Source organism: Streptomyces sp. NPDC101194 (genome assembly GCF_044767885.1).
GTDB lineage: Bacteria > Actinomycetota > Actinomycetes > Streptomycetales > Streptomycetaceae > Streptomyces.
Genome location: NZ_JBIWOS010000010.1, coordinates 142,785 through 155,933 on the forward strand (window position 1 = coordinate 142,785; position 13,149 = coordinate 155,933).

Annotated in this window: 12 protein-coding genes; 7 read left to right on the forward strand and 5 right to left on the reverse strand. The window is 70.4% G+C overall.

Features of this window, described 5'->3' with window-relative positions:
• Positions 1 to 368 precede the first annotated feature (368 nt).
• Both ACIRP2_RS30705 and ACIRP2_RS30710 read left to right on the forward strand, forming a co-directional pair.
• A complete protein-coding gene (locus ACIRP2_RS30705) occupies positions 369 to 701 on the forward strand; it encodes a hypothetical protein (RefSeq protein ID WP_404255946.1) in 333 nt (110 codons plus the stop codon).
• A 77-nt stretch (positions 702 to 778) separates the two neighbouring features.
• Positions 779 to 1,312 (forward strand): GNAT family N-acetyltransferase, encoded by a 534-nt coding sequence (locus tag ACIRP2_RS30710; RefSeq protein WP_404255948.1) that lies wholly within the window; start codon positions 779 to 781, stop codon positions 1,310 to 1,312.
• A gap of 197 nt (positions 1,313 to 1,509) precedes the next feature.
• Here the strand turns inward: ACIRP2_RS30710 and ACIRP2_RS30715 are convergent, their stop codons facing one another.
• From ACIRP2_RS30715 to ACIRP2_RS30725, 3 genes are all read right to left on the reverse strand, one after another.
• Positions 1,510 to 2,334 carry an SAM-dependent methyltransferase gene (locus ACIRP2_RS30715; RefSeq protein WP_404255950.1) on the reverse strand — a complete coding sequence of 275 codons (825 nt, stop codon included), beginning with the start codon at positions 2,332 to 2,334 and terminating at the stop codon, positions 1,510 to 1,512.
• Positions 2,335 to 2,465: 131 nt separating this feature from the next.
• Positions 2,466 to 3,527 (reverse strand): alpha/beta fold hydrolase, encoded by a 1,062-nt coding sequence (locus ACIRP2_RS30720; protein ID WP_404255952.1) that lies wholly within the window; start codon positions 3,525 to 3,527, stop codon positions 2,466 to 2,468.
• Between the two features lie 24 nt (positions 3,528 to 3,551).
• Complete coding sequence (locus tag ACIRP2_RS30725; protein ID WP_404255954.1) at positions 3,552 to 4,811, reverse strand: esterase/lipase family protein; 1,260 nt, start codon at positions 4,809 to 4,811, stop codon at positions 3,552 to 3,554.
• A 270-nt stretch (positions 4,812 to 5,081) separates the two neighbouring features.
• Here ACIRP2_RS30725 and ACIRP2_RS30730 point away from each other — a divergent pair, with 270 nt between their 5' ends.
• The gene (locus tag ACIRP2_RS30730) at positions 5,082 to 5,204 is read left to right on the forward strand and encodes a hypothetical protein (RefSeq protein ID WP_404255956.1); all 123 of its coding nucleotides are present in this window, start codon (positions 5,082 to 5,084) and stop codon (positions 5,202 to 5,204) included.
• 53 nt (positions 5,205 to 5,257) lie between these two features.
• Here the strand turns inward: ACIRP2_RS30730 and ACIRP2_RS30735 are convergent, their stop codons facing one another.
• Positions 5,258 to 6,907 (reverse strand): hypothetical protein, encoded by a 1,650-nt coding sequence (locus tag ACIRP2_RS30735; protein ID WP_404255958.1) that lies wholly within the window; start codon positions 6,905 to 6,907, stop codon positions 5,258 to 5,260.
• Between the two features lie 274 nt (positions 6,908 to 7,181).
• Here ACIRP2_RS30735 and ACIRP2_RS30740 point away from each other — a divergent pair, with 274 nt between their 5' ends.
• Together ACIRP2_RS30740 and ACIRP2_RS30745 are read left to right on the forward strand one after the other, a co-directional pair.
• Positions 7,182 to 7,331, forward strand: coding sequence for a hypothetical protein (locus ACIRP2_RS30740; protein ID WP_404255960.1), 150 nt, complete (start codon positions 7,182 to 7,184; stop codon positions 7,329 to 7,331).
• Positions 7,332 to 7,885: 554 nt separating this feature from the next.
• The gene (locus tag ACIRP2_RS30745) at positions 7,886 to 9,214 is read left to right on the forward strand and encodes a hypothetical protein (RefSeq protein WP_404255962.1); all 1,329 of its coding nucleotides are present in this window, start codon (positions 7,886 to 7,888) and stop codon (positions 9,212 to 9,214) included.
• Between the two features lie 60 nt (positions 9,215 to 9,274).
• Here the strand turns inward: ACIRP2_RS30745 and ACIRP2_RS30750 are convergent, their stop codons facing one another.
• The gene (locus tag ACIRP2_RS30750) at positions 9,275 to 11,410 is read right to left on the reverse strand and encodes a tetratricopeptide repeat protein (protein ID WP_404255964.1); all 2,136 of its coding nucleotides are present in this window, start codon (positions 11,408 to 11,410) and stop codon (positions 9,275 to 9,277) included.
• 423 nt (positions 11,411 to 11,833) lie between these two features.
• Between ACIRP2_RS30750 and ACIRP2_RS30755 the strand changes: the two genes are divergently transcribed.
• Entirely contained in the window at positions 11,834 to 12,160 is a 327-nt protein-coding gene (locus ACIRP2_RS30755) for a PadR family transcriptional regulator (protein ID WP_404255966.1), read from the forward strand.
• Positions 12,157 to 13,059 carry a hypothetical protein gene (locus tag ACIRP2_RS30760; RefSeq protein ID WP_404255968.1) on the forward strand — a complete coding sequence of 301 codons (903 nt, stop codon included), beginning with the start codon at positions 12,157 to 12,159 and terminating at the stop codon, positions 13,057 to 13,059. Before ACIRP2_RS30755 ends, ACIRP2_RS30760 begins: the two co-directional genes overlap by 4 nt.
• The last annotated feature ends 90 nt before the right edge of the window (positions 13,060 to 13,149 follow it).

Here is a 13,149-nt window from a genome sequence, read left to right on the forward strand (position 1 = left end):
AGCAAACCTGTCCGAATACAGCCCGCGACGGCCCGCCCTGTTGACGCAAGTCAGCACATAGGCTCGGGGCCATCCTCTCTCGCCATAACAGCCTCTCTTGGCGCTGCGGGCAGTTGTTGTTCCAGGTCCACGGCCGCTGGCGCGCTCCGTCGCGTCACTCTTCTGTGGACGTACTCCCAGACGTAGTCATCAACGTAGAAAGGAAGCTTGGACGGGGAAAGTCCGGCAGGTCGGCGGAGTAGTCGGTCGATCTCGCCTCTCGGGACCCGCCTGTTGACTCTTCGCCTCACATCCTCCACGGCCTTCGGCACGCCTACGGGCAACAGGGCGCCGACGCCGGCGTCCACGTGGACCACCTTCGAGAACTGATGGATCACCGCGAAACCGACACCACGTTGGGCTACTACAAGGTCTCCCTGGAACGGAAGCGCACGACCGGCGAGACGGTGGCCCGGATGACCACCGACCGGCACGGCAACGGTCGTGGTTTCAGTGACGCGCCGGCCTACGAGGGACAAACGGCCGCAGTTCCCCACGGTGGATGCAGCGAGCCCAGCAACGTCAAGGCCGGTGGTCAGCACTGCCGCATCCGCTTCCAGTGCGCCGGGTGCGACTTCTACCCCCCGATCCTTCGTACCTGCCGACGCTGGAACGGCAGGTGGCCGACAGTCGTGGCCTGTAGGGACCGGCCCCGTTGGTGAGGGCGAGGCCGGGGTCGGTGGGTTGATCGGTCGGCGAGTCTTGATCGCTTCTGAGTCTGCTGGTTAGGTTGGCCGGCATGACCGACCACGGAGCCCTCGCCTGGCCACCTGCCCCGATCAAGACCGAGCGGCTCGTACTCCGCGAGTCCGAGGCCCGGGACCGTGCGGCGGTCATCGAGCTGAACGCCTCGCCAGAGGTGAACACCTACCTCGGTGGCCCTCGACCGCGCGCCGAGCTCGAACGCACGGTGCCCGACGTGCCCGGGCAGCGCCGTGGCTGGTTCGCGGTCGAGCTCGACGGAGCAGTGATCGGCACGATCCAGCTCAAACCGCATGCCCCCGAGAGTCCGAGCAACCACCGTCTGGCGGCCGGCGGGACCGAGCTCGGCTACTTGTTCCTGCCGCAGGCGTGGGGCCGGGGGTATGCCACCGAGGCGTGCACAGCGGCACTCGACTGGTTTGCCGGCGCGCTGCCCGGTGAGCCGGTGGTGCTCTACACCCAGACCGCCAACGCCGGCTCGATGCGCCTCGCGGCGAAGCTCGGGTTCACCGAACTGGAACGGTTCGAGGCGTGGGGCGCCGAGCAGTGGTTCGGCGTCCACTTCGCGTAGTAGTCGTGCACGGTCTTGAGCGGCGCGACGGTTCACGGTGGGCGCCTCTGCCCCCGGCGCGTGCGGGCCGAGGCACCGGCCCATGGCAGGGAAGGCGACACCACCATCGACATCGGTGCGAGCGTGGACAGTTGCGAGGCAAGCCCACGCAGCACGGACATCCGAGGATTCGGCAGCCGCCGACAACCCGCCTCGCGTCACTCCTTGACGCCGATTCCGCCGAAGGCGTCGACGTCCGCAGAGACAGTCGCGCTGTCGGCGTCGGGCCGCCACTCACTGAGCCGGACGAAACCGGGGTCGAGCAGCCGCAACCCGTCGAAGAGCGTGACGATCTCGCCGGGCTCGCGAACGTAGTACGGCACCGCACCGCTCTCGATGTACGCCTTCTCCGCGGCGATCATCCCCTCGCTGGTGCGTGTGCCGTCGTACACCACGAGATGGCTGCCCGTCGGCAGGCCCGCCATCAGCTCGCCCACCACCTCACGGGCCCGCGCGAAGTCGCCCGCGTGGCCGAGTATGCCGAGCAGCATCAGGGCCACCGGCCGGTCGAGGTCGAGCGTCTTCGCGGCCTCGGCGAGGATGGCGTCCGGCTGGTAGAGGTCCACGTCGATGTAGTCGGTGACCCCCTCGGGTGTGCTGGTGAGCAGGGTGCGAGCGTGCGCCAGCACGAGCGGGTCGTTGTCCACGTACACGATGCGCGCCTCGGGGGCGAGGCTCTGGGCCACCTGATGGGTGTTGTCCGCTGTGGGCAGCCCGGTCCCGATGTCGAGGAACTGCCGGATTCCCCGCTCCTCCACCAGATGACTCACCGAACGTCGAAGAAACTGCCGCCCCGCCACCGCCACGTCGACAAGGCCCGGGAAGAACTCCTTGATCTGGTCGCCGATCTCACGGTCGACCTCGTAGTTGTCCTTGCCGCCCACGAAGTAGTTCCAGAAGCGGGCGGAATGAGGCCTGGTGGTATCGATCCGGTCCGACATCGGCCCGGAGGGAGGGGTGACGGATGACTGCTGCTCACTCATGGAGACCTCCGAACGCGAAAGCGATCACATTGTGGCCTCAACCTACCTGGACGTCAGAGCAATTACGCTCCGTGTACGTCGCCGCGCAGGCGTCGCCACGATCGAGTACGCCGACCCACTGCCCGGCCGCCTCACCGGCCCGCGGCGAGGGTGTCCAGGAGTGCGGCGGCGAACTCCTCGGGCCTGTCGATGTGAACGGCGTGGCCGGCGTCCGGGATGGCGGTTTCGCGGACGGGGCCGCCCGTGGCGGCGTAGTGATCGAGTGCGTGGCGGGTCTGGGCGACCATGGGCTGGGCCGGGCAGTGCTCGGCACCGGGCCAGCCGGGGACGGCGCCCAGGGCACCGAGGTGGGCGAGGTCGAAGAGGGAGGTGTCGGAGACGATCAGGTCGTCGGTGCCACGGATCCAGCCGACGGGCGGTTTGGGGTCGATCCGGTGCAGGTCGTCGATGCGGAAGTGGTTGGGGGCCATGGCGTTGAGGACACCTCGGGAGCCGGGAGCGGTGCCGGGCCAGTGGTCGCTGGGACGGGTGTCGCCGGGGTAGTGGTCGCCTCCGGTGCGGGTGGAGAGCATGGCATCGACAAAGACGTCCTCAAGTGCGTGGCGGAGCGGCGGTTTGACGTAGCTGGAGCCGAGGACGGAGCGGGGGGAGAGTGGTGAGTCCTCGCTGCGGTCTCCGTCTTTGAGGCGCTGGACGAATTCGGGGTTGGCGGTACCCGCGCCGGAACCGGCGCCGTCGGAGTGGTTGAGTCGGCCGTCCGGACCGTGGGTGCCGCCGAAGCCGTAGGGGGAGACGGGGTTGACAAGGGTGAGGCTGCGGACGGCGGTGGGGTGATCGCGGAGGTGCTGGAGGGCGATGCCCCCGCCCATGCTCCAGCCGACGAGGTGGACGCGGTCGAGCCCGAGTGTGTCACGCAACGCGCTGAGGTCGTCGCTGTAGTCCCGGACGCCGCGGGTGGCGTCGACGGGGAGGGGATCGGTGTCGCCGAAGCCGCGGAGGTCGACGGCGAGGGGCCGGTAGGCGTCGGGAAGGTCGAGCATGGTCTGCTGCCAGAAGGTGGCGGCGGAGACGTTGCCGTGGACGAAGAGGACGGGTTCGCCGGTCCGGTCCTGGAGTTCGAGGAGATTGACCGTGAGTCGGGGGGTGGTGACGCGTCGGGCGTGGACGCCGGGGAGGAGTGCGGGCGAGGTCATGGTCCGTCCTTCGGTGTGGCGGGGTCAGCCGAGCCAGGCGGCGATCTGGGCGCAGGCGGAGGAGTGCCAGCCGAGTTGGAGGTGGTTGGCGGTGGAGATGAGGGCGGTGCCTGCGACGTTGGCGATGCCGGTACGGTCGAGTGCGCTGTCGACGAATACCACGCCGTCGCTGGGGCCACGGTTCTCGTTGTAGATGCCGAGGACGGTGGGAGAGCCACCGGCGAGAAGGTAGGTGGCGACGGTCCCGGGGATGCCTGCCTTGTGGAGGGGGGCGATCAGGGAGCCGGCGTCGATCGCGGTCTGGATACCGGTGCCGGAGGTGTAGAAGCCCTGGCCGCCGTGGTAGGTGGTGTACCAGTCCTGTTGGGTCATGTCGATGCCGTAGGTGGCATCCCAGCGGGCGAGCATCTGCCGCTGGCCCGGATAGACGTCGTAGCCGTCGGTGGGGGCGAAGGCGAATTCGGGATGGGCGGTGTAGGTGCCGTAGCAGGTCATGTAGAGGTGGGGCGAGGGGGCGTTGACGCTGCCGCCGCACTGCGGCCAGATGCTGAAGTCGTGGGCCCAGCCGTGGGCGAAGGGGTAGTCGTAGCCGCCGTTGGGGCCGCCGAGGGTGATGAGGCGGCGTACGTCTGAGGCGTAGGGGCGTCCCCAGGTGGGTCGCAGTGAGGAGACGTAGGCGCGGGTGGACATCTCCCCCTTGCTCCAGCCGACGAGGTCCACCTGGCTGACGCCGAGCCGGTCCTTGATGACGGCGATGGCGTCGCCGACCTGCTGGGCCTGCATCAGGTTGTCACCCTGCTTGTGGGCGAAGTTGACGGCGAAGACCCGGTATCCGCGGGCGGCGAGGTACTGCATGAGTCCGGTGCTGGGGCAGGAGACGGCCCCGCAGCCGTAGCCACCGGCTTCGCCGGGGTTGGCCCAGGCCCGGTCGGCGTTGTCGTTGGCGCCGTGGACGAGGAGAACGGGGGTCTGGTGACTGCCGCTGTTCCAGCCGGGGGCGGAGTAGAGGAGGAAGCGGCCCGAGTAGGGCTGCTTGACACCGCCGAAGAAGGTGCGTCGCTGACCGTCCTGGTCGCCACGGCCGTCCTGGGGGTACTGCTCGGCATGGAAGCCGCTGGTGGTGTCGAGGTAGCGGTCGACACGGTCCCATCCGTTGGCGACGGTGGTGTAGGTGGCTTCGAGGCTGAGGTGGCCGGGGGGAGCGGCGTGGGCCGGTGTGGTGGCTGCTCCGAGGCTCAGCAGGGTGAGGAGCATGCCGAGCAAGGTGCTCGTCGCTCTGCGCATCGCGGCTCTCCGTCCGGGGTGGGCTCGGTGGTCAAGGTCCGCCACGGTAGGACGGTGCCGGAGACCTTCCCATGGGGTGGGCACCCATAGGCATGGGGCGCAGGGGTGTGTCGTATCGCCATGTGCCGGGTGTCGGAACCCGGGTCGCCGCATCCGTCCGCTTCACACCTTCGTGGATACGCATCAGGGACTCCGCCGAGTCCTCAGCCTCGACATCGGGGCGACGGGACAGGGGAGTCGGGCTGCGATCGCAGCCGGGGCGACGACAGCGTGGAGGTCGCTGCCACCGAACAGGCCGTCCATGTCGCGGACTCCGGAGGGGTGAGCCGCTCGGTGTTCGCGGTCGGCCCCAAAGGCCGGCGCCGGTTCGTGCGGTACGCGGCGGAGGCCTGACGGTGTGTGGAACCGGCCCGGTCCGAGCGGGACCGGGACGGTCGGGTCGGGTCTCAGGTCAGAGTGTTGCGCAGATGAGGGCCGAGGTACCCGACGTACACCAGGCCGGTCTGGGGCCCGTCGTCGTAGAAGTGCAGCCGGGGCGCGATGGTGTTGCCGGAGCCGATACGCAGGTGCGCCTGCATGAAGACCACCTCGTCGGGATGCACCTCCTTCGGCACGGGAAGCATGCGCTCGCGCCGGAGTTTGTCCTTGCGGGCGACGGTGTCCGACTCCCGCATCGCGACCTTGGCCGCCGGGAAGGGATGGTCGCGCGACTCCTCCCCTTTGCACCAGCTGAGAAAGTCGCCGCCGGCCGAGCCGTTCGCAGACGCTTCGGCGTAGCAGTTCAGGGCGCGCAGCGCGTCCCATGCCACGCGAAGCCAGCTGTCCACGGACTGGCTGTCCAGATCACGGGTGATCTTCGCCTTGCCGGTGAAGGAGAGATGCGGCAGCTCGCCGAGCCGGTCGAGCAGATCGGAGAAGGTCCCCGGATAGTCGAGATCAAGAGTCTCGGGAGTGGAGTAGGCAGCCTCGTACTGACCGGCTTCCGCGAGCCTGTCCTGGAGGAAGCGGACCTGGCGTTGTGCGGACCGGAACTGTTCGTACAGCTCCTCGTTCTCACCGCGGAGCTCGTGCGCGACACGGTCCGCCTTGCCCAGGTCCGATTTGAGTTCACTGATCTTCTGCGCCTGCGAACTCTCCGTCTCCTCGGCCTCGGCAAGCATCGCGTTCAGGGTCGCGTTCTCGCCGGTGAGCTTCTCGACGTTCGTGCCGTGCTCCTGCGGGCGCGGCCTCGTCCGCAGGATGGGCAGCGAATCCAGGGCGCCCGGTAACGGCTGGTACAGGGCCAGACGCTGCGGGAGCGAGGCGAGCGTGGAGGCGGCTCGGCGTACGTCGGCCTCGATGGTCCGCCGGGACATCACGGGGTGCCGCTGTGCGTCGGGTTTCCAGGCGGGGTCGATTCCCGGGACGTACGTGCGGATGCCGCCGCCGAACACCGGGTGGAACTCAAGGGCTTGGTTGAAGGAGGGCTGGGCCTCGGGAGACAGGACGTACAGCACGGCGAGGCCGGAGAGATGGCTGTACGCCTTCTCCACCGTCGAATCGGCCCAGACGTCGGGGTCGGCGCCGTAGGGAACGCTGGCGACGACGATCGGCAGTCGGCGCTCCGCATCGCAGAGTTCCTCGATGACCTCGGGAACGTCCTCGGGCTCGATGAAGGCGGGCTTGGCCTTGACCTCGGCCAGGCCGTCCCGGGCGTCGAGCGAGTCCAGAAGCAGACGCGCGATGCCGGGGGTCTTGGCACGTGTGGGGTGCTGGTCCGCAGAGGTGGGCCGGTGCTCGACATCGACCTGGATCCAGGTGCGGCGCTCGTCGTCCTGCGGGTCGTCCCGGACGACGAGAGTGGACTGCCACGTACCGTGCTGCGGCGATGGTGTCTCGCGCATCCGCCAACGGGTGTACGCACCGTGCCGGCCGGACGACGAATCCCGGTCCAGGGTGACGTTGGGGGCGATGTCGTTGCGGCCCTCGTCCAGCGCCGAGGCGTCGTAGCGCTTCTGCTTCTCGAGCCAGGTGTAGAGCTGGCGCTCGGCATGGGCGGAGGTGGTGACGAAATCCTGCCGGGTCGATATGACCATGCGGTAGCCGCGAGGTTCCATCGGCAATCCTTTCATGGCGGCCGGTCGCCTTCGACGGGTCGCCTGGGCTCTGAACCGTGAGGTTCGGTGGATCGGTTCTCGGGGCGGTGGCGGGCGCCGTGGCCCGGGGCGGTGAGGGTGGAGACCTGGGGCTTCTCACTCGGGGACCGTGCCGGGCTCGATACGGACGAAACACCCTGGTTCCCGCCGTCGGCCGGGGGTTGTCCAGGGTAAGCCCGGCGGCAGCCGTGCGGCTGCACTCCGCGAGGATCAAGTCCTTTGCCCGGTAAGCGACTTGCACCTCGACACCCTGGCCGCGAGTGGCATCGGAGGCGTACCGCGCGACGACTTCGAGCAGAGACTCGTGGATGGAGCGCCGCCGCTCCGCGCCCAGGAGGCGGGCGAGGCGCGGCCCCGCGTCGTGCCCGGTGGTCGCGCCGGTTGACTATCGTGATCCCGCGAGCGGGCCGGGGCGGGCAGGGAGTGGACGGATGGGGTACGGACGGGCGGAGTGGGTGCGTGTGCCGGTGGGGGACGACGCGGCACGGTGGGCCACCCGGGCCGAGTGCCTGCGGGTCCTCGTCGTCGTGCACAACGTGACCGCCGCGACCCGGTTGCTCGATGTGCTTCCGCTGTTCGACGACGACCTGCGCGTCCAGTTGTTGGTGACCTGTACGGGCTCCTCGGCGTTCACCGCCGGCACGACCGAGTTGCTGGCAGGCACCGGGGTGCCGGTCCTGCCGTGGGAACAGGCAGTCGAGACTCCGGTGGATCTCGTCGTCTCCGCGAGCTTTGGCGGTCAACTGGAGCTTCTCTCAGGGAGGTTGGCCATTCTCTCGCACGGCGTTGGATACACTAAGAGGCTGGCAGCACCGGACACCGGACACCGGACACCGGACACCGGACACCGGGTCGGGGTCGGGGGCGGCGCCCGCGCCCGTCTTCGGGCTTGCGCCGGAGTGGCTTCTGTCGCGGGGCAGTCCTGTCGCGGACGCGCTCGTGCTCTCCCACCCCGAGCAGTACGAACGCCTGAGTGCCGCGTGCCCCGAGGCGGCACCGACCGCCGTTCTCGCGGGGGACCCGTGCTTCGACCGGATGCTCGCCGCCCGGCCCTACCGCGAGCGCTTCCGCCGTGCGCTGGCCGTGCGACCGGGACAGCGGCTCGTCCTGCTCAATTCGACCTGGAACTCGGATTCGCTCCTCGGTGACGGCGGAGAAGGCAGGGGCGGCAACGGGAGTGATGCCGTGGCCGCGCTACTGGATCGCGTGGCTGCCGAGTTCCCCGTGGACGAGTATCGATTCGCCGCCGTACTGCACCCCAATGTCTGGCACGGCCACGGGCCCGGTCAGATCCGCGCCTGGCTCGATCGCGCGCGGCGTGGCGGGCTGACGCTGGTCGATCCGCTGAAGGGGTGGCGGCAGGCCTTGCTGGCTGCCGATGCCGTGATCGGGGACCACGGTTCCGTCACCTACTACGCGGCCGCCCTCGGCACCCCTGTGCTCCTGGGAGCAGCGCCGCTCGACGCCCTCGATCCCGATGCGCCGATCTCCACGTTCATGCGGGAGGCACCGCGCCTCGATCCCACCGCCTCACTGGCGGCACAGATCGAGGAACTCATCAGCCGTCACAGACCGTTGGCGGGGCCGGCCGTGTTCACCACCTCCGTGCCGGGCGAATCCGCGGTCCGGTTGCGCAGACTCTTCTACTCGATGATGGGCGCGCCCGAACCCGGTCGGCCGGCCTCGCTCGAACCGCTCCCGCTTCCCGATTACGAACCCGGCACGGTCACCGTTCCCCTGCATGTTCTGACGCAGGTGCTCGGACCGGGAAGGATCGCGCTCGCCCGCTGGACGGAGCCGCCGGGAGTGCGTTCGGACGAGGCCGGGGACGCGCATGTCGCCGTGCACGAGGACACCCGTGACGTGGACCAGTTGGATCTGGCCGATGTCATCTTCCGGGACGGGGCACCCGACGATCCCCGTTTCGGGTCCCCGTCGGTCTGGACCGCCGAGGTGCTCCGCCGCCATCAGGGCTGTTCCCTGGCGGCCTATGTGACCGGGCCGTCCGAGTGCGTGGTCCGGGTGCGTGGTGAGGAGCCGCTCCGATTGGTGGCCGTGCCCGCCACAGGTACGGAAGGGGGGTCCGGCGTGGACCCCGCAGCCCTCGCCTCAGCCCTGTACGCGTGGCTCGCCACCGGCAGCCACGACACGGTCACGACCGACGAGCGGCTCGCACGGGCGGTGACCGACGGGCTCCGCGTGCGGACGGGTGCCGGCCTGTACGGCGTGCGGGTCGTTCCGCTGCCCCCTCCGGAGTCGGCGCGGTGAACGACGCCTGCGACGAGGCCCCAAGGCGTGTCCTGGCGCCCCTCGTGCGCCCGCCGGGGGTTACGGGGCAGCCAGGCAGCGCTCCCGCATGCGCAGCAGGTGCGACAGATGGTAGTCCGCACGCTGGCCGTCGAGCGTCGCGATCGCCTCGTCGATCAGGGGCAGCGCCGCCCCGGTGTCCTCACCGTCCAGCCACGTCTCGGCCAGATCGGTGAGCGTCCGGGCCGTGTTGTACGTGTCGCCGCTCGCCCGGAAGTGGCGCAGTGCGGTCCCCAGCCTCTCCCGGGCCTCCTCCGGCTCACCGAGACCGCGCAGGGCCCGCCCACGATGGCGTTGCAACAGCGCCTCCGCGCGCGGCAGGTCGGCGGTCCCGTCCTCGTGTGCGCCCATCGTGTCCAGGATGCCGCCCGCTTCGTCGAAGCACTCGTAGGCCTCCCGGTATCGCCACTGCCGCAGCCTGAGCAGCCCCAGGAACTCCACGGCCGAGGCGTGGCCTCGCGTGTGGCCCGCCGCCCGCTCGGACCGCGCCGCCGCGAGGGCCTCCGCCGCCGCTTCTTCCCAGCTCCCCAACTCGGTCAAGGAATGAGCGAGTTGGGCGTGCAGAGCTCCGGCGTCGCGGCTTCCCGGCCGATGAGCGTCGGCGAGGCGGACTCCGACGCGGAGCGCCGGTACCAGCATCTCGTGATGGCCCGCCTTGAGCTGCAACGGCCACAGGGAACGGCACAGACGCAGGGCGGTGTCCGGGTCGCCCGACTCCTCGGCGCAACGAACGGCCTCGACGAGGTTGCCGGACTCCGCGAGCAGCACCTCCAGGGCCGCGCCCCGGTCCTCGTGGCTCTGCCCGGTGCGGTCGTCGACGGGGGCCGGAACGCGCCAGCTCTCCGGGAGCGCCTGATGCGCCGCAGAAGTCGCCAGGTCCGTGTAGGCGAGCAGGGTGCGGGTGAGAGCCGCGGAACAGGCCGCGATTCCGTCCTCGCGGATCGCTGTCGCCTCGGCGTGTGCGCGGACGGCCGGGCGGTAGTGGTAGCGCCCGTCACCGGTCCCGTCACGGCCGCGTTCGAGAAGCATCAGGTCGGCGAGGTCCTCGAGGAGCCCGGCGACGACCGACGGGTCCTGGCCCGTGGTCCGCCCGGCCGTCGCGGCGTCGAAGGCGGGCCAGCCGCGCAGCGCCATCAGCCGGTACAGCCTGGCGGCTTCCGGCTCCAGGAGCCGGTAGTTGTCCTCCGCCGCCCCGCGTACCGGGTCGTCGTCCGTCCCGGTCCGGTGGAGCGCAGGCGCCGGGGCGGACAGCCGGTCCGCCGCTGCGCGCAGGGCATACGGCGAACCGCCACAGCGTGCGAGCAGCGACGGCAGCGCGGCACGGGCCGCGGCAACGGTCGACTTGTCGGTGATGTCGGTGAGCAGACGCACCGCGTCCCGGTCCGTGAGCGGCCCGACCGGGACCCGTACGGCGTCGAGGCCGGAGAACGGGCTTCGGGCGACGACGATGGTGAACACACCCGGCGCCGACGTGAGGAACGGTCTCACCTGGGCCGCCGAATGCGCGTGGTCGAGCACGACCAGGAGCCGACGGTCCGACACGCACTGCCGGAAGAACTCACCGAGGCGGTCGGTCGCGGGCGGCATCTCCTCGTCCCGCACTCCGAGTTGGCGGAGCAGTGCCCGAAGCGCGGTTCCGACGTCGCGTGCGCTCCCGGCACCCCGACCGCCGAGGTCGGCATAGATCCGACCGTCGGGGAAGAGCCGGGTCGGCGTGGATCCGAAGTGCACGGCGAGGGTGCTGGACCCCATGCCGTCAGGGCCGTGCACCAGAGCCAGCCGGGGGCGCCCGTCCGGGCGCCGGGACGCCTCGCGCCGCAGCCGCCTCATCGCCTCTTTGCGGTCCGTGAAGAACCTGATGGAGGCGGGGAGGTGTGACTGCGCGGCTCGGGCCGGAGCGGGTCCGCCTGGCAATCGTGACGCGAACGCAGTCCAGGTTGCCGCCAGTTGCGGGTTCGCGCGGAGCTGCTCATGGACCATGCGGGCCACGTCGTCCTGTTCACCCGGACCGACGGGGGCGGGGACCTCCCGGCCGATGATGCGCCGTACGACACCGCCGGTCGATTCCCAGGCCCACTTGCCGGCCTCGTTGGCCATCCCCGAGCCAACCGCGCCGAGTACCGCCGAAATGGCCGCCACCGAAGTGGGATCCAGCATGTCGCGCACTCCTCGTTCCCGGGTGTTCCGCGCGGTGCGCCCTCCCCGGCACCGCCGCTGCCACCGTGCGGATCAACGTTAGCGTCAGAAGGGTCAATATCCCCTGAACACGGGGAGGATGACCGTTTCGGTCCGACACGGGGAACGCACACACACGCCCGAGGACGTACATGTGGGGAAGGTCCGGGCGGCTGGGCCGCAGGTGGCGCGTCGGTCCGTCCCGAGGAGGCGTTGTCACCTCTCCTTCCCGCAGGTCCCGGCGTCATGGAGCATGATGATGTCCTGGCGAAAGCGGCCGGCGTCTCGCACGGCGGGCACATCCGTCGAACGGCCTCGGCCGCGGGTGCAGAGGCCCATGACATGGCTGACCGCATTGAGATGGTCCGGCGGAGTGACTATCTTCGTGGGGTGAGTGAGCGCGTGATGCAAGAGCCCACCGTGATGGTGTTGACAGCCCTCGCGGACGCACCCCGGCACGGATACGCCATCGCGCAGGAGGTCAAGGCGATGACCGGCGGCCGTGTCGTGCTGCGGACGGGCGCCCTCTACGGGGCCCTGGACCGCCTGCTGGCCGACGGCCTGGTCGACGTCGAGCGCGAGGAGGTCGTCGCCGGCCGGGCCCGGCGGATCTTCACCTTGTCCTCGTCGGGGCGGGAGCGGCTGGCGGTGGAGGCCGAACGCCTGGCCGCGACGGCAAGGGAGGCCACACGCCGCCTGTCCGTCACGCGGCCTTCTGCGGCCGCCACGTGATCCAGCACGTGCTGCGGCTGTACCCCGCCGCTTACCGACGGGCCCACGGCGAGGAGATCGCCGCGACCTATCGCGAGATGACCGCGGGCGCGCCGCTGAGATCGCGGCTGCACGAAGGCGCAGATCTGGCGGCGCACGCTTTGAGGATGCGGATGGGACTGGGGTCGGCCGCTCCTGTCTCGCGGGTTCTCGCTCCGGCGTATCCCTTCGCCCTGGCCACCTCGGCCGCCGCTTGCGGCCTGCACCTTCTGCGCTGGTACATCGGCCTCGTCTCCTCACCCACCCCGTTGTGGGTGCAGCTCGGAGTCGACCTGTCGGGGGCGTGGGGCGTGTTGCTCGTCTCGTCGCTGATCGTGTTCGCGGGAGCGGCGTCGGCGTTGTCCGGCCGTTGGCGCGTGGGGGTGCCCTGCACGGTCGCCGGGCTGCTCTCCTTCGCGGCGGCCGCGGTGGTCAGCGGGCCGGCGTTCGGTGACCCGGTCGTCACCCCGGCCGCGATGGTCCTGATGGCGGCCGTGGTGCTCGCATGCCCGCCGGACCGGCGCCTGGAGAGCACCGCGGCGGGGCGGTCAGGGGTGGCCGGTGCCGTGATCGCGCTCGTGGTCGTGCCGCGGGCGGCCGTCGACGCGCACGCGGTGCCGTGGGTCAGCACCGACTACGGGTGCTGGCCGCTGCTGGTCCTCGCCGCGACCGGCGCCGCGCTGACCTGGCACAACCGATCACGAGGCGTCCGCGAGCCGGGGGCGATGGTCCTGGCATCCCCGCCTCTGCTCGCCCACGCCTGCACCACGGTGTGGGGCGGAGCGGCCGCTGTCGCATGTCTGGCAGCCGCATTGCCGGCCACCGCCGCGATCACCCTTCTCGCCGGTCGCCCGGGGCGAACCGGACGCACCACCCTCTGAACGGCCCATCACGGCCGAGCATCCGAACGGGGCACAGCGGGCTCCGTGGCCAGTAGTCCGTTTGACGTAGCATTCCGTTCAACGGACTAT

Bases quoted from the DNA above. Each gene is read 5' to 3' on its own strand.
- ACIRP2_RS30705 (WP_404255946.1), top strand. From the start codon at position 369: ATGGATCACCGCGAAACCGACACCACGTTGGGCTACTACAAGGTCTCC.
- ACIRP2_RS30710 (WP_404255948.1), top strand. From the start codon at position 779: ATGACCGACCACGGAGCCCTCGCCTGGCCACCTGCCCCGATCAAGACC.
- ACIRP2_RS30715 (WP_404255950.1), bottom strand. From the start codon at position 2,334: ATGAGTGAGCAGCAGTCATCCGTCACCCCTCCCTCCGGGCCGATGTCG.
- ACIRP2_RS30720 (WP_404255952.1), bottom strand. From the start codon at position 3,527: ATGACCTCGCCCGCACTCCTCCCCGGCGTCCACGCCCGACGCGTCACC.
- ACIRP2_RS30725 (WP_404255954.1), bottom strand. From the start codon at position 4,811: ATGCGCAGAGCGACGAGCACCTTGCTCGGCATGCTCCTCACCCTGCTG.
- ACIRP2_RS30735 (WP_404255958.1), bottom strand. From the start codon at position 6,907: ATGGAACCTCGCGGCTACCGCATGGTCATATCGACCCGGCAGGATTTC.
- ACIRP2_RS30750 (WP_404255964.1), bottom strand. From the start codon at position 11,410: ATGCTGGATCCCACTTCGGTGGCGGCCATTTCGGCGGTACTCGGCGCG.
- ACIRP2_RS30755 (WP_404255966.1), top strand. From the start codon at position 11,834: ATGCAAGAGCCCACCGTGATGGTGTTGACAGCCCTCGCGGACGCACCC.